The organism is Paenibacillus sp. ClWae2A, from assembly GCF_032452295.1.
In the GTDB taxonomy this organism is placed as follows: domain Bacteria; phylum Bacillota; class Bacilli; order Paenibacillales; family Paenibacillaceae; genus Paenibacillus.
In genome coordinates this window covers 101,647-123,077 of the sequence record NZ_JAULSQ010000002.1, presented here as the reverse complement: position 1 = coordinate 123,077, position 21,431 = coordinate 101,647, and the positions used below count along the sequence as shown (strand labels likewise).

Genomic DNA, 21,431 nt, shown 5'->3' with positions numbered 1-21,431 from the left:
AGAATTACAAATGAAACTTATTATTTAAGGAGCATTACATGCGCAAAAAAATACGTAAAACACTCAAATACAGCATACTTAGTATTATTTTAATAGTTATAGTAGCTCTGATATTTCCCACATGGACACCAAAAATTAAAGGTGAAAACAGCATCAGCATGTTAGAGCAGGTCGAAATTAACGGTACAGGACATGAAGTCATGATCAGGGGTGTTGATCGGACTAACCCTATCCTGATTTTTGTGCATGGCGGGCCGGGATGCTCGGAGATTCCATACGTAAGGAAGTATCAGAAAGAGCTTGAGCAACACTTCACGGTGGTGCATTACGATCAACGTGGGAGTGGGAAGTCCTATCACTTTTTTGAGGATTACTCGAATCTGACAACAGATGTATTAGTAGATGATTTGTTAGCGTTAAGGGATTATGTATCTACGGAGTTAGGTCAAGAGAAGGTTATATTAATTGGTCATTCATTTGGTACATACATCGGGATGAAAGCTGCGGCTAAAGAACCCGCTCAGTTTCACGCTTATATAGGCATTGGACAGATGGCTAATACACTTCAGAGCGAACTGGAAAGTTTGGAGTACACATACGAGCAAGCGAAACAAGCCGGTAATGCAGAGGACGTTAAAAAACTGGAGCTAATTCGCAGCTCGATCGAGCAAGGAAAGGAACTTACGCCTAGAATTTTGTTGCAAAAGTACGGTGGTGCAGCCAGACTCATCAACGAGAATAGAGATTATATTTCAGGATTCCTTTTAAATCCCGAATATAATGGGCTGGATATGATTCGCTTTTATACAGGGATGTTCAGTTCACAAGACATCTTACTGAAGGAAGCATTTGATCAAAATTTACCTGATATTGTTGATCATCTGGAGATTCCTACCTATTTTGTAACGGGTAAATATGATTATATGACTACTGCGAATGCAGCACGTGATTATTTTGATGTATTGGATGCACCGATCAAAGACTTCATTGTGTTCAACGAGTCAGCGCATTACCCACAGTTTGAGGAGAAAGAAAAATTCGTAAAATGGTTAAATGAGCTATTTTAGGATGCATTGAGAGGAGCAAGATCATATTGTTAAGTGAATTCATTGAGCTTGAAGAAGAGAGTGATGAAAGTTACCGGTGTTACACTCTGCAAAATACCGTGCAAATATTCAAACATTGCATACAGGATGAGGATTTAAAAGACGTTCGAATATATGTGTCCACTAATACACCGTTAGATTCAATGGTTAATAAAATAGAAGACTACATTAAGTGGTTCTCAACCTGTGAGGTTGTCTTTCGAGAATATTATGAGAATGAACTTCAGGAAAAGGTACATCCGAATTGGTTTAATGAAATTGAAGTCTATCGCGCGGATATTACATTTAACAGTATAGCCGACTACGGCGCAACAATATCTTGCGGAGATCATATTTCGCGCGATCACATCATGATTATTGATTTTGATAGAGAACAAATTCAAGCAATCCACTTAAACGGTTAGATGGATTATTTTGTAGTAAATAGTCACAAAAAACAATAAAGATATCGCTTTATTTTCCATAAATGTGTTATTATGTTGGTGTCGGGCGAAAAATTCATTTGTTTGATCGATAGGGAGAGGAGGCACGTATTCTCGAATCATTCAATCTGTTTAGATAGATTAACTGCACTGCTTGTTAAAAATAATAGAATAAGCGGAGGTATGGTTATGTTCAAAAAATGGAAGAAATTTGGCGTCAGCAGCTTGGCGCTTGTGTTAGTGGCTGCCGTGGCCTTTACTGGATGGAGCCCTAAAGCAGCAGCAGCAGACGCTTCGCAAGTGGTGGCTGAGATGGGTGCAGGATGGAATCTCGGCAATCAACTGGAAGCAGCGGTGAACGGTACACCGAATGAGACAGCTTGGGGTAATCCTACAGTAACTCCAGAGTTAATCAAAAAGGTAAAAGCGGCCGGATTCAAATCCATTCGTATTCCCGTTTCCTATTTGAACAACATTGGAAGCGCTCCCAATTATACAATCAATGCGGCATGGCTGAATCGAATTCAGCAAGTCGTGGACTATGCGTACAATGAAGGTCTGTATGTTATTATCAACATCCATGGCGATGGGTATAATTCCGTCCAGGGTGGATGGCTGCTCGTGAATGGTGGCAATCAGACTGCCATTAAGGAAAAATACAAAAAGGTGTGGCAGCAGATTGCCACCAAGTTTAGCAACTACAATGATCGTCTTATTTTCGAATCCATGAACGAAGTATTCGATGGCAACTATGGTAATCCAAACTCGGCGTATTACGCCAATCTGAACGCATACAATCAAATCTTCGTGGATACGGTTCGTCAGACTGGAGGTAACAACAATGCCAGATGGTTGCTGATTCCAGGCTGGAATACGAATATTGACTACACTGTTGGCAATTATGGTTTTGCTCTTCCAACAGATAATTACAGATCCTCCGCCATTCCTAGTTCTCAAAAGAGAATCATGATCTCGGCACACTATTACTCTCCATGGGACTTTGCAGGTGAGGAAAACGGTAATATCACGCAGTGGGGTGCAACGGCTACGAATCCTGCCAAGAAGTCTACTTGGGGACAAGAGGATTATCTTGAATCACAGTTCAAGTCCATGTACGATAAATTTGTGACTCAGGGCTATCCTGTAGTGATTGGTGAGTTTGGTTCCATTGATAAAACGTCCTACGATTCCAGCAACAATGTATATCGTGCTGCATATGCAAAAGCAGTTACTGCAAAAGCCAAGAAGTACAAAATGGTTCCTGTTTACTGGGATAACGGGCACAACGGTCAACATGGATTCGCATTGTTTAACCGTTCGAATAATACCGTGACGCAGCAAAATATCATTAATGCGATCATGCAAGGTATGCAATAATTTACCATATGGCTGTATTCATACAAACGGCGTGTTCCTCCAAAAGGGACATGCCGTTTTTTTGTGTTACCCGAGAGGGATTGAACAACATTTACCAATGCATTTTACATAAGCCACATACAGAATTCATTAAATCCCACACTAGCTTTTATATACTTAATTTGCTTGATATAGCGAACTAAAAGGACTAGGTGGTAGACACAATGTTAAAAAAGCGTGATTTGCAGGAATGCCATTCACTGTACAGCTTAATGATGGACCCCGCAGTTTCTCCTTACGTTCGTTATCAATGCCAATCGTATGAAGAGTATCTATTCCTCACAAAACAATTGATAGCCGAAGAAGAGCAAAAGACAGTGATTTCTCGAACGATTTTGAATGAAACAGGGCAGCCTATTGGAACGATAGATCTATATCACATTGAGCATCAAAGCGGTTTTTTAGCCACTTGGATTGGTTCACCATTTTTTGGAAATGGGTATAGCCAAAGAGCCAAATCAGCCTTCTTTGTTGAATTGTTTCTGGAACATGAGATTGAAACGGTATTTATGAAGATACGCAAGCAAAATATAAGATCCAGAAAAGCCGTACAAAAACTGGCTTATGTGAAATTAGCGAATGATGTGTATCCAGATGTATATCAACGAATCAATATGAATGAACAGATGTATGATCTGTATCATGTTGAACGGTCAGCTTTTTTCGAAAATAGTATGGATCTGCACCAAGTGATAGCAACATAACTTATTCAGAGAGCGTCAACAGCGGCGTCAGAGATGACGGCGCTTTTTGCTATGAAGAAATTGAAAATAGAACATATTTGGATATAAATGCAGGAATATGGAATAGAGAATCGAAAGTCACATAAGTAGATAAAGCGTATGCAATATTGTGTGCGGTTAATGTAGGAGGCGTGATATGAACAATATCAACAAGATTTTGGGTGTAATTCTCATGCTTGGCAGTGTGTTTATTTCGACAATGGAGCGAATCTCAATACGAGTATCTGTCGCTATAGTAGAAGCAGGATATGCTTCAGGAGGGACTAACGTGCCCCAGTTTGCTCAGATGAACGAGCATCCAACAGGTTTACTTGTATACTTCATGTTCTTCGTTGGATTCATACTATTGGTCGCGGGATTCCCAGGGAGTTATAAGAAAAATCGTAATCACGGGTATAGCAAGGAAGTTTAGCTTAAGGAGGGATGAGAGTGGCCAAACAGGAGGAAGTGTTATCGGGAGGTAATGTGAATCAGGTTGTCCGAATAGATGAGACGGTTCGCCGGCATGCGAAACCAAATCCATATGTGATTGAATTACTTTTACATCTCGAAAAAGTTGGTTATGATCATGCCCCTCGATTTCTGGGAATAGATGAACAGGGGCGAGAAATACTTTCTTACCTCGAAGGCATCGTTCCAGGCAATGATTATCCTGATCTAGAAGAGTATATGTGGTCAGACAAATCATTGGTTGAAGTCGCTAAACTGTTGAGAAGTTACCATGATGCGACCATTGGATTTACAACAACATCAGAATCAACGACCAGATATCCAGGCCTAACTGAAGATGAAGTTGTATGTCATAACGATTTTGCGCCGTATAATGTGGTGTTCAAGGATGGCCGTCCTCAAGGCATTATTGATTTTGATATGGCGGGTCCGGGTCCGCGAATGTGGGATATCGCATATGTCTTGTATACATCCGTTCCACTCGCAGATTTCTCACCAAAGATGGACGGAAAGGGTGTAATACCATACGTCAGCCAGGCACACGGAACTATTCGGAAAGAACGGATCGCATTATTCATGACTACATATGGTCTGAGTGTTCCAGCAGATTTGAAGGAGTGGGTCGTATCCCGTATCCGTTTTATGTGTAAAACACTGACTGATCGTGCAGCTGATGGAGATGTTGCTTTTATGAAGATGGTCGAAGAGGGTCATCTGGCCCACTATGAGAAAGAAATCATTTTTCTTGAAAACCATTGGGATGAATGGGTTTGAAAGGTAATGCTAATAGACCGCGTGATAGCCTGAGGGCTGGACAGCGGTTTTTTTGTGTCTATCTTTCGAATCCCTATGAATTCCTTTCTAATCATTTTCAACAATTGTGATCAACAATACAGCAATATAGTTCAGATTAGATCGAAATAACTGTGATACAATTCATTGTAAAGCGCTATCATTGTAAATTATTAAACTATATTGCTTTTTATATTCTGGGAAGGGAGATCTTTACTGATGCTAACCATACACACCCCGACGAATATTGCTTTGCAGGAAAATGAAGTTTATGTGCGATCAGAAGCAGATAATTTTCAGGATGAATGGCCTGTTCATACGCATAATGGGTATGAGATACATTATTTTATTCAAGGAGATGCAACCTTTTTAATCGGTGACCGAATATATAAGCCGCTGCCTGGAGATATGTTTATATTCAGAGGCGGTGTGCCCCACCGAATCAATCCTTCAAGAGAAATCGTGTACAAGCGAAGTTTTGTCAATTTCACGGAATTATTGCTTTTGGACATGCTTGCTGTCAGTCAGTTGGAGAATCTGATGTCCATATTCCGTCATCCCAATGGGTTATTGGTGCATTGGCCTCCGGAGGAGCGTGAGTATATCACAGCTATATTTAAGGGAATCAAGGAGGAGATGGGGGCAGGAAATACAGGGTACAAAACAATGGTCAAATTAAGTCTTACCCAATTGCTACTGCGGATTTACCGGAAAACAACCAGTGAGCAATCCGCCAATCCTATCTTATGTTCTTCCCAGAAGCAAACAAGCGTAAGTCGGGTTCTTCATTATTTAAACCAGAACTACACGGAGAATGTTTCATTGGATGAACTGTCCAAAACACTCCATTTGAATAAATACTACATTTGTCATTCTTTCAAAGAGACGACGGGATATACCATAAGCAATTATGTTATACGGAAGAGAGTTGCAGAGGCCAAAAAATTGTTGCTGTCTACGGATGCACCGATTTTGTCCATATCTGAGACGCTAGGTTTTAACACACCTGTATATTTTAGCAGGGCCTTTAAACAATATGTGGGTGTATCACCACAGTTATTCCGTAAAAGTGAATTGCTCAACGAAGCCAAAATTCATTAGACCCTTCCAAGGAGATGTTGATATGACAAGAAGAACAACGTTTAAGCTCACCACTAGCATGGTATTGGTCATGTTACTCATCGTATTGACTGCTTGCGGAAATTCAGGTACCAATGCTAATCCAAAACAAACAACCCTGGATTTCCTGTGGTTCTCTGACGGAAAAGAAGGAGAAGTCATCAAGGAAATCATTAAAGAGTATGAGCAGACCAATACCAAGGTTAAAATCAACCTGATTGAAGTTGGCTTCAAGGATATCCAAACCAAATTAAAAACAATGTTATCCGGTGGAAAGCCACCTGCCCTGAGCCGGGTCACGGATACCGGATCATTTGCTAATCAGGCGGTTGATCTGACACCTTACGTGGACAATGCGGACCAATTCGAGGATCAATTTATTGACTCACTTAAACCTTATTATGTTATTAATGACAAGCTGGTAGCGGCGCCTATGGATGTTACAGCGAATGGGCTTATTTATAACAAAACCTTATTTGATAAAGCTGGCGTCAAAGTACCGACCTCTCGTGACCAGGTATGGACGTGGGATGAGTACACAGCTGCGTTAAAAGAGGTTATGGACAAAGGCGGAGCACGTTATGGCATGGTATGGGATGTCACACCGCATAGATGGTCCACTCTTTTGTATCAGAATGGTGGAAGCATCTTAACAGAGGATGGCACTGCGGCAGCGATTAACAATGAAGCCGGAATCCGTAGCATGGAGCAGTTCAAGCAGCTTCATCAAGAAGGGATCATGCCCGAATCCGTATGGCTTGGAGGGGAGAATCCGAACAACCTGTTCCGTTCCGGGACGGTGGCTACCCACTGGGCTGGCAACTGGATGATCAGCAATTACAAGGATATCACCGATTTTGAATGGGGAGTCACCTACATGCCAAAAGGAACACAACGTTCTTCAGTACCAGGCGGGAAGTTTCTGATGGCTTTCAAAGGCAGCGGATATGAGCAGGAGGCGGCAGAATTTATTGAATACTTAACGTCCAAAGAAGTGAATTCAAAATATAATCAGGAATCATTGTTTATGAGTCCACGGAAGGACAGCTCTGTATTGAATTATGAATATGGCAAGGAGATGTTTGAAATTTTCGCGGATGAACTGAAGAACAGTTCGCCTCTTGCAGCTAATGACTGGTCCAGACAGACGATTATATCCAAAATTTCAACGGACCTGAAAAATAATATTGTTGAGGTTTTATCCGATAAGGCAACTCCGCAGGAGGCTTTGGATCGAACAGCCAAGCTGATTAACGAGGCTATTGGCAGTCAATAAACGCAAAGCCATTTGGTTAATTCGTATACGGGGGCTTACCGATTCCTGTGAAGCCTCCCTTTCGAATAACGCATAAGGAAGGGGCAAGCAGATGAGTGAAGGACAACGATTAAACAAAAATACACTGGCAAAACAGAACAGGAAGCTCGTTATTGCTCCTTATCTGTTTATACTTCCCAACCTCCTGATCTTTGGAACTTTTATCGTATTTCCCTCTTTATTGGGCCTCTATTATTCCTTCCATGTCTATGATGGATTGAACCCAATGAAGTTCAACGGGCTGGATAATTATGTCAAAATTATAGGGGATCGGGAATTTTGGTCGACCATCGGACGAACGGGGATTTATGCAGCGATTGTTGTCCCGCTAATATATGCAGCAGCGTTAGGCATTGCTTTGCTGCTTGCGCGCGAGATTAGAATGCGCGGGTTCTTCAGGGCCGTATTTTACTGGCCGACCATGATTTCTTACATTATCGTAGGATTGACATGGAAGTGGATTTTCGGAGATTCATTTGGCATTTTGAATCATCTGTTAACCGTGGTTGGTGTGGAACCTGTCGGCTTTTTAACCTCTTCTTTTTGGGCAAATACGGCTGTAATTATCGCGACAGTATGGTCACGTGCAGGCTTTTTCATGGTCATTTTTATCGCGGGTTTGCAGGCTATACCTACGGATTATTATGAGGCTGCCCGCTTGGACGGGGCAACAGGTATGAAAGTATTCCGCTATATCACGCTCCCGCTTTTGAAGCCCACGAGTTTACTTGTTGTTATGCTGACTCTGATTGACGCGTTCAAAGCATTCCCACTTATGTTTGCGCTTACAGGTGGTGGGCCGGGCAAAGATACCACTTATATTGTTCAATATATTTATGAGATCGGCTTTAACAGACAGGAGCTCGGCCTGGCCAGTGCCATGTCGGTGATGCTATTTATCCTTATTGGTGGATTCTCGGCTCTGCAATTCCGTCTATCGAAAGGAGGGGCTACGTAATGGTAATGAAGCCTATGGTCAAAATCTTCATCTACAGTCTGTTAAGTGTTGCCGCAGTGGTGTGGCTCCTGCCTGTCCTGTGGGTCGTGATTTCTTCTCTGAAAACGAATAGCGATCTGTACAGCTTCCCTCCCAAGTTATGGCCGCAGCCAATCACCTTTGAGCATTTCAAGGAGGCATTCAGTAAAGGCGATTTTGGCTTGTATTTTATGAATAGTACGATCGTAACTGTAAGCTCAACGCTGCTACTGTTATTGATTAACTCCATGGCAGGTTTTGCACTCGCGAAATATCGCTTCCGCGGAAGCGCGATCATATTAATTGCTTTTGTCTCAACACTCATGATCCCGATTGAGGTAATTATGATCCCCATATTCAAGGTGTTGAGCGCACTGGGGCTGTATAATAGTCTGCTCGCGATTATTATCCCGCCAGCAGCAACCCCGACAGGTGTGTTCCTTATGCGGCAGTATTTGTTGTCCGTACCGGACGAGCTGCTGGAAGCTGCCCGGATGGATGGAGCGGGCGAATGGAAAATTTATTGGAGCATTATTCTTCCGATAGCGAAGCCGATTCTGGCGGTGCTCGCAATCTTCTCCTTCATGTGGAGATGGGATGATTTTGTATGGCCGTTAATTGCGATTAGTGATCCATCGAAATATACAATTCAGCTTGCGCTCTCTAATTTTATTGGTGAATACAACGTGGATTGGGGAAGTTTGCTTGCGATGTCCGTCATCACGATGCTTCCGGTACTCATTGTTTTTATGGTTTTCCAGCGGTATTTTGTCAGCGGTATGATTACTTCAGGAATGAAAGGATGAGTTGAATGTCAGATACCACCCGGAGTGGGATGGATACCTTGAATTATAAACCTATGAAATTAGGTCACAATCAGGTCATTAATCATTGGATGATCAGCGGCATATATACGAAGCCTGTTGCCTTTGTTCCAACAACGATGGAGGGAGATATTAATGATTGGCTTATCGATGGTTTTGCCATTCATGAGAATCCATGCAGAAAGGAATTTGTAGAACATAGGAGAACGCAGCCTGTGAACCGATTTTTTGATCAATGGAGCGAGTTTCCTAGCCCGGGAGAGGACTTCGTTGGAGAAGAGAACGGAATGCCTTGGGCACTGTATTCTCCTTGGAATAATCCACGGGTGGAGCAATCAGGATTTTGGTTTGTACCGACACATCTGCGCAGTTACGCGGCGACAAGACTCATTTCTCCGACTGCTCATACCGCCTCATTGCGGATTAAGACCTATGGCAGTCTGACGTTGTGGGTGAATGGGGAAATGGTAACGGATTTTGCGCCACTCATGCGTAACAAGGAGCAGGAAATCGTTATTAAAGCTGAACTTGTAGCTGGAATCAATGAGATCTATGCCTGCTGGGAGGATCTGGCTGAGCGGGATACCATGTATGCTTTTGCGGTGGAGTACCTAGGAGACGAGGAATTAGTGATTTCTCTACCTATTGCTCCTCATTTGGCGGAGTCTGTAAAATCCGCAGAGGAAGCCCTCGAACAGGCTTATTTTCCTTCGGATCTCTTCAGAGGTGAGCAGATTAAGCTCAAGCTGCCGCTTCCCTTGCCGGATATCGTTAGAGAGGTTGATATTCAGTATGGCAATTTTTTTGACGGTACCGAAAACAAGACGATACACATCGCCGAAAAGGAAACGGACCTGGTCCTGGCACATACGAATCAACTCGGTCATCATTACGTATATTTCACGCTGGCCATTTCAGTTTCAAATGTTGTACTAACCAAGAAGTTTGGCTGCCAATCCTATGATACGAGCTATGATGAGGCTGCTCAGCAAGCTGCGGATATTGAAGCTCGCAAATCCCTGGCTCTGCGATGCATTGCCGAGAAGGGCAGTCCCAATATTCATAAGGCCATCGCCATGCTCAAAACAGGAGGTAATCTGCAAGAAGCGGAGAACATTTTGCTTGAGGGTGTGGAAGGGATTGAGCAACGGAAGGATTGCAGTGACTTCTATCTGGTGGGACTGTTCCGTCTTTGGAGAGATGAGCGAAATAGCGGTCTGTTCAGTGAATCGTTCTGGGATCGGGTAAAAGCAAGCATTCTGGGCTATCGGTATTGGATAGATGAACCTGGCGATGATGTGATGTGGTTCTTCAGTGAGAACCATGCCTTGTTGTTCCATACCAATGAGCTGTTAGCTGGACAGCTTTTTGGGGATGAAACGTTCAGCAACAGTGGTGAATCCGGTGAAGTACACCGTCAAAAAGCAGAGCAGAGGCTTGCCTTATGGTTTGAGCGCTTTTTGGATGAAGGATTGGCAGAATGGAATTCAAGTGCATACATTCCAATTGATGCGGTTGGGCTATTGCATATCTATGAATTTGCCCATAATGAACAGCTCAGAGAGCAAGCCAAAAAGGCAATGGACTTGTTATTCTATTATATTACCGTTCAGATGCATCAAGGAGTCTTGTCCACAACGTTTGGGCGCAGCTATGAGAAGGAACTGCTGGGTGGTTATGCAGCGGGAACCACTTCAATGTGCTGGATCGCTTATGGCGTTGGCAATGTAAACAATTATTCAATAAGCAATGTTGCCTTGAGTTTATCGGATTACAGTCCTCCAGCAGCATATCAGGAGCATCTGTTACTCGGGGACAATCAGCAGTTGGTGTTCGCCAATCAGCAGGGCAAGGGAGGTTACGCCAAGCTCTACCATTGTCGGACAAAGGAATACTCCTTATCCTCAATCATTCGCTTCCGTCCAGGCAAGCCAGGTTATCAGGAGCATGTCCAGCATTTATCTCTGTCACCTGAGGCGCTGATCTGGGTGAATCATCCGGCAGAAATATACAAGCATGGGGATGGTCGACCTTGCTTCTGGGCTGGGAATGGGATATTGCCCGATGTTGTTCAGCATGAGGGAATCGCTTTGATGATGTTTGATATTCCTGCGGATAACAACTCTGACTGGACACATGCTTATTTTCCTACCCACTCTTTCACGGAATGGGTAAGGCATGAGAACTGGCATTTTGCTCGTTTGGATAAGGGTTATGCAGCTATATATGCGTCCAACGGGACGAGTATGGAGAGCAACGGGGTGACAAGAGAACGTGAGCTTATTTCACCTGGCTTGCGTAACGCCTGGATTATAAGAGCAGGAAGCGAACAGCAATTCGGGTCATTTGACGCTTTTATCAACCAAGTTCGTTCTGCAAGCCCGCAATTCGACAGTCAAGCTTTAACTCTCACTCTAACAGACCCGATATATGGTCCAATTCAATGGGGAATGAACAAGCCTTTTCTTATTAAAGAAGAGGAAATTATACACGAAGGTTATGGAGTGAAGGGACAACTGAAGTTACTGGACATGGAGCGCTGAATCGTGTGTAAGAAACCAAGGGAGTGATAACCAACATGCTGAATCAAATGGTGCTGCAGGAGAGAATAAGCAAGGTATCCCAAGCGATGGAGTCTATGAAAAACACAAGCATCAATGAACAGTTTCCCATCGGACTAATCGACATACATCTATGGGAATGGCCGCAAGGTGTCGGTCTGTATGGCTTGCTTCAGCTCCATGAGGCAACGAAAGATCCCAAAGTGCTAGAATTTCTGGAATCATGGTATAATGCAAGGCTGATGGAAGGGTTACCGGAAAAAAATGTGAACACCTGCGCTCCGCTCCTTACTTTGATCTCATTATGCGAGCTGACCGGAAACAAGGAGTACGAACAGGTCTGTGAGGAGTGGAGCAGTTGGATCATGGATGGACTGCTGCGAACCGGAGATGGTGCGTTTCAACATATGATCACGGGAGATGCCAATGATGGTCAAATTCTGATTGATACCCTGTTTATGACGGTGCTATTTTTGGCCAAGGCAGGGCTATACTTCAAGAAACCCGACATGGTGGAAGAAGCCAAACGACAGTTCCTTGTGCATATCAAATATCTATATAACAAAAAAACCGGATTGTTCTATCATGGCTGGGATTTCAATGAAAATCATAACTATGGTGCTGTTCATTGGGGAAGAGGCAATGCATGGTATACGGCGGGAGTTATGGATTTCCTTAATATCATTCCGATCGAAGACGGGCTAAAGGCCTATCTGTTGGATACAGCAACCGCTCAAGTCAGAGCACTGAGCAAGCTTCAAGGTGAGGATGGCATGTGGCACACTGTGCTGGATGATCCAACCTCTTACAAAGAAACCTCGGCAACGGCAGCGATTGGATACGGCATTCTTAAGGGAATCCGGTATGGATACCTGGATGAATCCTATCGCCAGAATGGCTTGAGTGCGCTTGAAGCGGTGTTGAAACAAATTGATGATCACGGAGTTGTACAGCAGGTGTCCTATGGTACACCTGTGGGGCAGGATGCTCAGTTTTATAAAGATATACCGATCAGTCCGATGGGTTATGGACAAGCACTTACGTTGTTTATCCTGATTGAGGGCTTGCGGGCTCCAACCGCTAAATAGAATAAGGCGGACTTGTCTGGAGGATGGGGGATACAGTTTCCTGTATCCTCCTTTTGGTTTGAAAGGGCGCCTATTTTGTTTTATACTCCTTTGAAGGGCCTCTACTAAATAGATTATTGAAGGAGTAATGAACAAAATTGGAACTCAAAGAACGTCCAAAGATAGCAATCAAGAAAACGAGAGTAGAAATAGTGTTAGACATCACGACATTTATGTTGTTTATTATCTTTACGTTATACTTCACCCAGCAATGGATGACATTACCGAATGAGTTGCCGATACATTTTAATATGAAAGGAGAACCGGATGGTTGGGGAGGAAAGTGGGTCGTTTGGATACCATTAATAATCGGACTTATATTATGGATTGGTCTATCAACTCTTGAAAAATACCCACATACATATAATTATCAAAATTTAAATGCAGAGAATGCTGAGCGACAATATAAAAATGCTCGTATCATGGTTAATATCATGAAAGCCGAAATAACCCTATTTTTTATGTATATCAGTTGGATGATCCTTGGTTTTTCCAGTGAAAGAGAGGCAAACAACGGTTGGTTGCCCATTGTTATATTCATTATCGTTTTATTTGGTTCAATTGCATTTTTTATATACAGATCATTTAAGTTGAAATAGACCTCTTTAAAGGCATTGGAATAACCTCTAGAATTCATGAGAAATCCCAAGGGGTTATTCCGATGTGTTTTGCGTTTAGCTTTTGCCTGTCAACCTTAGCTCCCCATAGGCCCGAATCTCGATCAACTCCGCGTACTTGCTTCCATTGGTGGCATCCATGTTCACTCTAAGCGCCTGTGAATACACGGGTGTATCCAGGGTATGAATGACTTTTCTTTTGCGGTTTTCCGTTACATTTACAATCTCGATCCATTCCCCAGACCGACTCAATACCTCCACCCGATAATCACGCACAAGTTCAGGCATGACACGAAATGCAGTTTGATGGTGATGGAGGTTAACCAGATCCTCGTTCACATCATCATTGAACGTCAAGTGCAATTCAGCCAAGGTTTGTGGCTCTTCCCATGTTAACTGAACATATTCCGGCTTGCCGGGCTCCATGGGTTCCGACATCCACTGCTGCGGCCCGCCGTAAGGGCGATGGTAACCGTTGATTGTATTGTCCGCTGAATAGGCCAGGGTCTCAGTGAGGGTACGACAGCAGAATGGCTGACGCGCCAACCCTTGCATGGACCATAATACGACAGGCTGATCCGTGGCGTGATCCTCCAGATTTTTGGACACATGGTTCTCTTCTGTTCTGAAGAAGATCAGCACCCCGCTATGTGCTTCAATGGAATGGTAGAGTGAGATGGCTTTATTGGAGCGGATGATTATAAAAGCATTCTGTGGTTCTTCCGGTCGCCATTCGAGCGGAAGCTTCACCCACTGCGCAGTTCCTGTTGTAACATTAACGGTCGCCGTAACTTGTAACGAATGCGGGACGTAGTTCTCCTTACGTCCCGTATCCCACAGCTCTACCGTCAGCTCGGTATCGCTGGATGCATCCAGCAGCAGCTCCAGGTCGCTGAGCACTGGATGCACAGGCAGCAGCAGGGCAACATCTGTACCCAGCGGGTACGTCTCGCCAGGCTGCTCAAGGGCGATGCCCGTCAGCGTGCTGGAGGCTGTAACCTGGGCACGCCGGGCCAGATCCAGCTCATCGTGGCTGCGCAACCCGATGATGGAAGCGTCCTGCCGCAGCAACGTCTGCTGCAGCAACCCCAGATGCCTCGCGTGCAGCTCGCGCGGCGGTACCCCCATGGCCGCGCAGAGCGCCGCGCCCGTACCCGCGGCTTCGCCGATGACTGCGCATGTGGCCATGACGCGCGTTGTGCCGAATGCGACATGTGATGCACTGATGTCGCGCCCGGCCATGAGCATATTCCGCACATTTGCGGAATACAACGAGCGGAACGGCACGTGATATACGCCATCGGCATGCATATGCTTCGAGCCGCTCGCTTCGGCGTACATGCCCTGCGGGGGATGCAGGTCAATGGACCAGCCGCCAAAGGCGACGGCATCCGGGAACTCCCGCTGGCTGATAATATCGTTCTGGGTGAGCACATAGTCACCCGTGAAGCGGCGGTACTCCCTTTTGCCAGGTAGAGAACCAATCCACTCCAGCGTCATCTGATCAGCTTCGAACTTGCCGGAATTCTTGATATAGTCCCAGATCCCGTAGATCACGGACCACAGTTCATCACGGATCAACTCATTGTCATGAACGGTGTCATGTTCACCGCCCCATTCAATCCACCAATAATGACAACCGGAATCCCCGCTGCGAATGACCCGGCGAATCGGAATGCTGGTCTGTGTAATATCCTTGGCAAAAGAAGGCGGGATATAACGGACAGGCGCACCAGCATCCTTGGTATAAAAGAGAAGTGTACTGCCCAGCGTGATCTGATCAGCCAGCTCAGGTGCCCATTCTTCACCATATTCGCTGCGGGCTTCCCGGCCGAGTGCAAACTTGGCTCCAGCCAGAAAGCCGACCAATCCATCACCTGTACAGTCCAGATAGATCTGGCTTTCGAATCGGATTTTGCGCTCAGAACCCATCATCCACCCGGTAACGGAGGTGATCATGCGTTCATCTCCATCCCCAGTGGCCTCGACTTCATGTACATCCGTGTTCAGATACAGGCTAATGTTGGATTCAGCTCGAACGGCTTCCAGAATGATCAAGTCCCAGAGATAAGGATTGCCCTCTGGATTACGATACTGATTCTCTACAAATAGTTCCCCCATGATACCCGTCTCGCGGGCATAACGGTTAATCCCGTGGGCGGTAGCGCCGCACACCCAGACCCGAACCTCGCTGCTGGAATTGCCGCCAAGCACGGGGCGGTTCTGCACCAGCGCCACCTGCTGCCCCATGCGGGCAGCAGCTATCGCGGCGCATACACCAGCAAGTCCTCCGCCGATGACAGTGATGTCGTATTGTACATGCTCTTGTTTCATATCTGTGACCTCCTTAACTGAAGTTAGATCCACCTTGACTCCAACTACATATCTATAATTTCATCTTAGATTTATATATTCACTTTTTAAATGCACTATACTATCATCAAACATATACTTTATTTCACAGAAAGGGTGGTCAAGTCATGGAGTTGCTTAACCACATCTACTGGAAGCAAAAAGGGGAATTTGCTCTTACGGAAGATATCTATACGACTTGGGTGGCTTTTGCCGTCGAAGAGGGAATATTCCATTATGAGATTGGAGGTCAGATCGGAGAAGCGAGTTTTGGCGATCTGGTGCTGTGCCCCCCGGCGGTTCCTTTTCGGCGGACAGTCATTACCCCGCTGACATTTCACTATTTACAGTTTAGCAGTAGCCTGGAGGAGGAGGAGGAGTTTCTGCCACCAGCCGGAAAATCGCTGATTAATGACACGAAGCGGTTAGCCTCGACATACGCTTATTTACGCCAGGACAGTGAGGAGAATAAGCGGGAAGTTGCCCGTTGGAAGACACATTTTATGATGGATTTGTGGCAGTTGTATCAGGTGGAACGCAGACAGAATCGCTTAAAGGAGCGGAGATTTACCGAAGACGCACGAATGGCTGAAGCGGCAGCGCTGCTGGAGGAGCGGGCGGAAGAGGAGATCAGCCTTCAGGAATTGGCACAGCGACTGGCCTTGAGTCCGGTGCAGTTGACAAGGCGTTTCCGGGAAGCTTTTCAGGAGACGCCATCAGGCTATCTCAAACGGGTCCGTCTGAAAAAAGCGCAGAACCTCTTGGCTGACAGCAGCCTGACCCTTAACCAAATTGCCGAGCGATGCGGATATGAGAACGGTTTTTATCTGAGTAGAGTGTTCTCCAAAACGTTGGGCATAAGTCCATCTGAGTATCGCAGGAGACACAGGGTGTAAGCTGAAAGAAGTGAGGAGAAAGCTTTGAAGACAACTTTAAAGACAACTTTTGGAGCCAGCGGAGCACCAGGTATACACCTTCGTTACGGGTTGCCCAGATTATGGAGGAGCTGGTGTGGATGAGTGCAGAAGCAACGGTTACTGCATTTCTAACCGAAATTAGAGAGGAAGTACAATTTCAGTTGTAGATCATGGACGGTTTATACTATAATTTACCATATCTAGTCCTTATCCGAACGTATGCCCCCGTATCCGTTTGAATGAGGACTCTGATTTTATAACTAAAACCAAGGAGGTGGATATAGCCTTAGCCTTTAAAATAAGGAATTCATCCTAATATTCGATGAAGGAGAATGGAAGCGATGAGAAAAATGATATTTTTGAAAGCGCTTAAATTTGTTTTGATGATAACTTTGTTAGTTCCTTTGTATTGGGCGGCTCCATCTGTCCATGCGGCAGAAGGGGAGAATACCTTGATTCTGAGTCATGATTTTGAAGATGGCACGGTCCAGAGCTGGAGCGGACGCGGTGAAGTAGAAACGCTTCATGCAAGCGCCGTTGCAGCTCGTACCGGAGATTATGGACTGGAAGTGAGCGGGCGTGCTATGACATGGCATGGGCCAGCGCTGGATGTGACAGAACTTTTGGAGGTGGGACAGACGTATGTGTTCACTGGCTGGGTGAAGCTTCCGGCGGGAGCGTCCAGCACAAACCTCAATATGTCTTTACAGCGTACCCTGCCAGATACAACACATTATGAAAATTTAACATTCGGTACCGCATCCGCAGGCGGATGGACCAAGCTTACTGCACAGTTTAAAATGCTGGAACCAGCGAATCAGTTATCGGTTTATTTTGAAGTGCCAGACCGTGCTACAGCTTCTTTTTATATGGATGATTTCCGATTGGAGAAGTTGCCAGATCTCGGACCCATTGTGATCGAAGAAGACATTCCTTCCCTACAGGATGCTTTTGCGGGCAAGTTTCGAATTGGGACGGCCTTCACGAACAATGAACTGCTGACCGAACCGGACAAGCAGCTGCTTACGAAGCATTTTGATAGTCTAACACCAGGCAATGTTCTGAAATGGGACAGTACCGAGCCGCAAGAGGGTATGTATAATTTTAGCGGGTCGGATGCCGCAATCGCTTTTGCAGCAGCGAACGGACAAGAGATACGCGGGCATACCCTCGTTTGGCATACACAAACTCCGGATTGGGTATTCCACGATGCCAACGGCAATCTGGTGAGCAAAACGGTGCTGTATGAACGGATGCAGCAGCATATTGAGACGGTAATGGAGCGTTATCAAGGCCAGATCTACGCTTGGGACGTTGTGAATGAAGTCATTGATGCCTCCGAGCCGGATGGCCTGCGGCGCAGTCTGTGGTACCAGATTGCCGGGGAAGAATATATTGAGAAAGCATTTGAATTCGCCCATGCAGCCGACCCGGATGCCAAGTTGTTTATTAATGACTACAATACCCATGAGCCGGCCAAAAGCCAGGCCCTCTACAATCTGATCACTCGCCTTCAAGCCAAGGGTGTGCCTATTGACGGAGTCGGCCATCAAACACACATCAGCCTCTTTTATCCAACCCTTTCGGAAATTGAGAGTTCCATTGTCAAATTCAAGGCGCTGGGCCTCGAAACACATATTACTGAGCTTGATGTAAGTGTATATTCCAATGATTCGCAATCTTATGATATCTTCCCGGAAGAACTGAAGACACAGCAGGCGGCGCTGTACAAGTCCCTGTTCCAGATCTTTCTGAGGCATACGGACACAGTCAAAAATGTTACCTTGTGGGGCAAGGATGATGCCAATACCTGGCTACGAACCTTCCCGGTCGCCCGCAACAACTGGCCGCTGCTTTTCGACGAGCAACTCCAGTCCAAGCCAGCCTATTGGTCCGTATTAGAGACGGTCCAGGTCGAGGCAGTACCAGCCGCTCCGCAGAATCTGACCGCCACTGCGGTTAGCGACAACAGCATCAATCTAAGCTGGAGTGCATCTGCAAGTGCGACCTCCTATACGGTAAACAGGTCGCTGACAGCAGCCGGACCGTATACATCTGTGGCCGCTGTATCGGGAACAAGCTATAAGGATATGGCGGTATCTGCTGGAACCACCTACTACTATGTGGTGAATGCGGTTAACAGCGTTGGGAAGAGTGTGAACTCCGTTCAAGCTTCCGCAAAGGTCCAGGGTGGAGGGCCGCCAGAGCCTGCTGGCAATCTGACTCTAGCCTATCGTGCAGGGGATACAAACCTGCTCGACAACCAAATGAAACCGCAGTTTGTCATTCACAACAACGGTACCTCCACAGTTAGCCTGAATGAACTGACAATTCGTTACTGGTATACAGTGGACGGGGAGAAACAACAATCCTTTTTCTGTGATTATGCACAGCTTGGAGGCAGTCAGATCAGCGGCAGCATAGTGAAACTGCCTGCACCTGTTCCTGGAGCGGACCATTATCTGGAACTGAAGTTCGGTACCGGAGCAGGCGTGATCCCGGTCGGAGGAACCTCTGGGGAGATACATACCCGGTTGCACAAAGCAGACTGGTCCAATTACAGCGAAGGGGACGATTATTCCTTTAACCCGCTGCAGACCTCTTTTGCCGATTGGACCAAGGTAACTCTTTACCGGAACGGCGAGCTTGTCTGGGGAGTGGAGCCTATATCCTAATTTGCTAAGTCGTTATATCTAGCCTACCGGAGATCCCAGATCTCCGTTTTTTTTAATGCAATAGAACAAATCTGTGTATCCCTATCCCGTCCCTGGCAACTGGTATCACATATCCATGCGAATGAGCCCGGCCCCGGCCGAAGCGGGGGAACTGATGGTATAATGATCTCAATAATTGCAGAGGGAGCGCTGAGGGGATGACAAAGCCCGACTGGAAGACCTTTTTGCCGCATAAGCTCAGGTATCGGCTGTTTGGTGCGTTTGTGGTGTTGATTCTGCTGCCATTCAGCGTACTTAATGTTTACAACTATGGACAGATCGAATCTCTGGTTGAGCAAAAAATCAGCGAACAGAGCCACGAGCAGCTGGTGCAGATGTACCGCTCTTTGGAGGACCAGATGAGCATTGCCTTCAAAACGCTTATTTTTCTGGAACAGGATTCCGCGGTAAGAAGTGTGCTAACCTCCCCGGACAGTCGTACGCCGCTTGAGAACAAGTCGCTGGTAGAAGAAAAGTTCAAGATGATCAACAACAGTTTCTTCCTATATAATCCTTCGGTGTATTTTACCTTGCTGGATTTTTATGATAGCGTTTACACTTCGTATTTGCCCAAAAAAGCACTGACTTATGGCCCCTATCTGGAGCAATTCCGCGAACGTCTGGGGGAAATAACCATTCCAAAAGGCGGTGCGGATTCACACTCGCTTCAACCGGAAGAACTCTTCTATCGCTGGGACGCACGGGATTCCAACCCTGTGCTCAGAGAGTTATCCTCCAGCCCATATCTGTTGTCGCTGTATGCTTACATGAAAGATAGCGGCGGCAAGCGGTACGGACTGGCTCGGATCAGCATTGATTACTCTTACTGGTTCCAGACGATGCTGAAGGATTCACAGAGTAACCAGGAGTATTTCCTGATTACTGGCAATGGGGAAACGATTGCCCGCTCGTCCGAAAAAGATGTACTTTCCCCAGACGTGACCAGGGAAATTGCACTTCATCCGGCAGAGGCCTATCTGACGGATAATGATTCAGATACGCTGATTAACTACGTATACATCGAGTCACTGGACTGGTACATGGTAAATCGTATTCCACTAGCTGTGTTGTTTACGGAGATATCCGAGCTTAAGCAGCGCTATTTTTTAACGTTTTTTGGCTTCACAGCAGCATTTGTGCTCATGGCTTTTATGATCTCGGCAACGTTCACGCGTCCCTTGTCGCACCTACAGAATAAGATGAAGGAGGTTGTCCGCAAAAACCTCAAGATTCGTATTCCTGAAGGCCGCAGCCGTGGGGAAGTGCTGGAACTGACACGCACGTTTAATACGATGCTGGATGATGCCAATCAGATGATCAACAGACTCAAGGCGGAGGAACGCCAGAAGGAAGCGGTACATTTTCATATGCTCCTGGCCCAGATGAATCCGCACTTTCTCCTGAATACATTGAATACAATGAAATGGAGTGCGATCCGCAGCGGGAATGAGGAGATCTCCGAGATGTGTGTTTCCTTGGGTAAATTACTGGAGGTCAGCCTGAATTCACAGGTCGAATTGGTATACCTGAAGGATGAGATCGAGTTGGTTCAAGCCTACCTTCATATTCAGCGGATTCGTTACCGCGATAGCTTTGAGGTGACTTGTGAATTTGACGATAAACTGGAATATGCGCTGGTGCCCAAGCTGAGTTTGCAGCCACTGGTGGAGAATGCCATTCACCACGGTGTCGGGCCACTGGAGCAGCTTGGTCAGATCCGCATTGGAATTTATAGGCAAGATACAGGAAAGCTGATGCTTGAGGTGGCAGACAACGGAATTGGAATGGAGGAATCCCGGCGTCAGCAGATGACCCGCACACGTCCGGGGATCGGCCTGTCTAACCTTAGGGAACGATTGCGTTTATTGTTCAAAGGCCAAAGTGAACTGGAAGTAATTGATACCAAACCGGGGACATTAGTGAGGTTCAGCATTCCTTTTTTATTGTCGACGCCGTACGTACAGAAGCGAGACTAGACGA

General features: G+C 45.8%; 17 protein-coding genes. 16 read left to right on the top strand and 1 reads right to left on the bottom strand.

Translation table 11 applies throughout. The annotated features are described in order from the left end of the window. Positions 1 to 38: 38 nt before the first annotated feature. From QVE09_RS06450 to QVE09_RS06390, 13 genes are all read left to right on the top strand, one after another. A complete protein-coding gene (locus QVE09_RS06450; RefSeq protein WP_315936187.1) occupies positions 39 to 1,067 on the top strand; it encodes an alpha/beta fold hydrolase in 1,029 nt (342 codons plus the stop codon). A 26-nt stretch (positions 1,068 to 1,093) separates the two neighbouring features. After that, positions 1,094 to 1,510, top strand: a complete 417-nt coding sequence (locus tag QVE09_RS06445) for a hypothetical protein (protein WP_315936186.1) — start codon at positions 1,094 to 1,096, stop codon at positions 1,508 to 1,510. Between the two features lie 207 nt (positions 1,511 to 1,717). Beyond that, complete coding sequence (locus QVE09_RS06440; RefSeq protein WP_315936185.1) at positions 1,718 to 2,905, top strand: glycoside hydrolase family 5 protein; 1,188 nt, start codon at positions 1,718 to 1,720, stop codon at positions 2,903 to 2,905. A gap of 203 nt (positions 2,906 to 3,108) precedes the next feature. Beyond that, the gene (locus QVE09_RS06435; protein WP_315936184.1) at positions 3,109 to 3,648 is read left to right on the top strand and encodes a GNAT family N-acetyltransferase; all 540 of its coding nucleotides are present in this window, start codon (positions 3,109 to 3,111) and stop codon (positions 3,646 to 3,648) included. Positions 3,649 to 3,823: 175 nt separating this feature from the next. Next, positions 3,824 to 4,099, top strand: a complete 276-nt coding sequence (locus tag QVE09_RS06430) for a hypothetical protein (RefSeq protein ID WP_315936183.1) — start codon at positions 3,824 to 3,826, stop codon at positions 4,097 to 4,099. A gap of 17 nt (positions 4,100 to 4,116) precedes the next feature. Then, positions 4,117 to 4,911 (top strand): phosphotransferase, encoded by a 795-nt coding sequence (locus QVE09_RS06425; protein ID WP_315936182.1) that lies wholly within the window; start codon positions 4,117 to 4,119, stop codon positions 4,909 to 4,911. Between the two features lie 237 nt (positions 4,912 to 5,148). Then, the gene (locus QVE09_RS06420; RefSeq protein ID WP_210107860.1) at positions 5,149 to 6,030 is read left to right on the top strand and encodes an AraC family transcriptional regulator; all 882 of its coding nucleotides are present in this window, start codon (positions 5,149 to 5,151) and stop codon (positions 6,028 to 6,030) included. 22 nt (positions 6,031 to 6,052) lie between these two features. Continuing rightward, positions 6,053 to 7,324 carry an ABC transporter substrate-binding protein gene (locus tag QVE09_RS06415; protein ID WP_315936181.1) on the top strand — a complete coding sequence of 424 codons (1,272 nt, stop codon included), beginning with the start codon at positions 6,053 to 6,055 and terminating at the stop codon, positions 7,322 to 7,324. Positions 7,325 to 7,415: 91 nt separating this feature from the next. After that, positions 7,416 to 8,321, top strand: coding sequence for a carbohydrate ABC transporter permease (locus QVE09_RS06410; protein WP_315936180.1), 906 nt, complete (start codon positions 7,416 to 7,418; stop codon positions 8,319 to 8,321). After that, the gene (locus QVE09_RS06405; RefSeq protein ID WP_036609056.1) at positions 8,321 to 9,145 is read left to right on the top strand and encodes a carbohydrate ABC transporter permease; all 825 of its coding nucleotides are present in this window, start codon (positions 8,321 to 8,323) and stop codon (positions 9,143 to 9,145) included. Before QVE09_RS06410 ends, QVE09_RS06405 begins: the two co-directional genes overlap by 1 nt. Before the next feature lie 5 nt (positions 9,146 to 9,150). Further along, a complete protein-coding gene (locus QVE09_RS06400; RefSeq protein WP_315936179.1) occupies positions 9,151 to 11,706 on the top strand; it encodes a hypothetical protein in 2,556 nt (851 codons plus the stop codon). A gap of 35 nt (positions 11,707 to 11,741) precedes the next feature. Then, entirely contained in the window at positions 11,742 to 12,812 is a 1,071-nt protein-coding gene (gene bglB / locus QVE09_RS06395) for a beta-galactosidase BglB (protein WP_315936178.1), read from the top strand. 137 nt (positions 12,813 to 12,949) lie between these two features. After that, the gene (locus QVE09_RS06390; protein ID WP_315936177.1) at positions 12,950 to 13,450 is read left to right on the top strand and encodes a DUF1648 domain-containing protein; all 501 of its coding nucleotides are present in this window, start codon (positions 12,950 to 12,952) and stop codon (positions 13,448 to 13,450) included. Between the two features lie 75 nt (positions 13,451 to 13,525). On the opposite strand, the gene QVE09_RS06385 is transcribed toward QVE09_RS06390, so the two are convergent. Beyond that, positions 13,526 to 15,802, bottom strand: coding sequence for an FAD-dependent oxidoreductase (locus QVE09_RS06385; protein ID WP_315936176.1), 2,277 nt, complete (start codon positions 15,800 to 15,802; stop codon positions 13,526 to 13,528). A 146-nt stretch (positions 15,803 to 15,948) separates the two neighbouring features. Between QVE09_RS06385 and QVE09_RS06380 the strand changes: the two genes are divergently transcribed. The 3 genes from QVE09_RS06380 (at position 15,949) to QVE09_RS06370 (ending at position 21,427) form a co-directional block, all read left to right on the top strand. After that, the gene (locus QVE09_RS06380) at positions 15,949 to 16,716 is read left to right on the top strand and encodes a helix-turn-helix domain-containing protein (RefSeq protein WP_315936175.1); all 768 of its coding nucleotides are present in this window, start codon (positions 15,949 to 15,951) and stop codon (positions 16,714 to 16,716) included. A gap of 362 nt (positions 16,717 to 17,078) precedes the next feature. Next, positions 17,079 to 19,412 carry an endo-1,4-beta-xylanase gene (locus QVE09_RS06375; RefSeq protein WP_315936174.1) on the top strand — a complete coding sequence of 778 codons (2,334 nt, stop codon included), beginning with the start codon at positions 17,079 to 17,081 and terminating at the stop codon, positions 19,410 to 19,412. Positions 19,413 to 19,609: 197 nt separating this feature from the next. Next, on the top strand, positions 19,610 to 21,427 hold the full coding sequence (locus tag QVE09_RS06370) for a cache domain-containing sensor histidine kinase (RefSeq protein WP_315936173.1): 1,818 nt from the start codon (positions 19,610 to 19,612) through the stop codon (positions 21,425 to 21,427). The last annotated feature ends 4 nt before the right edge of the window (positions 21,428 to 21,431 follow it).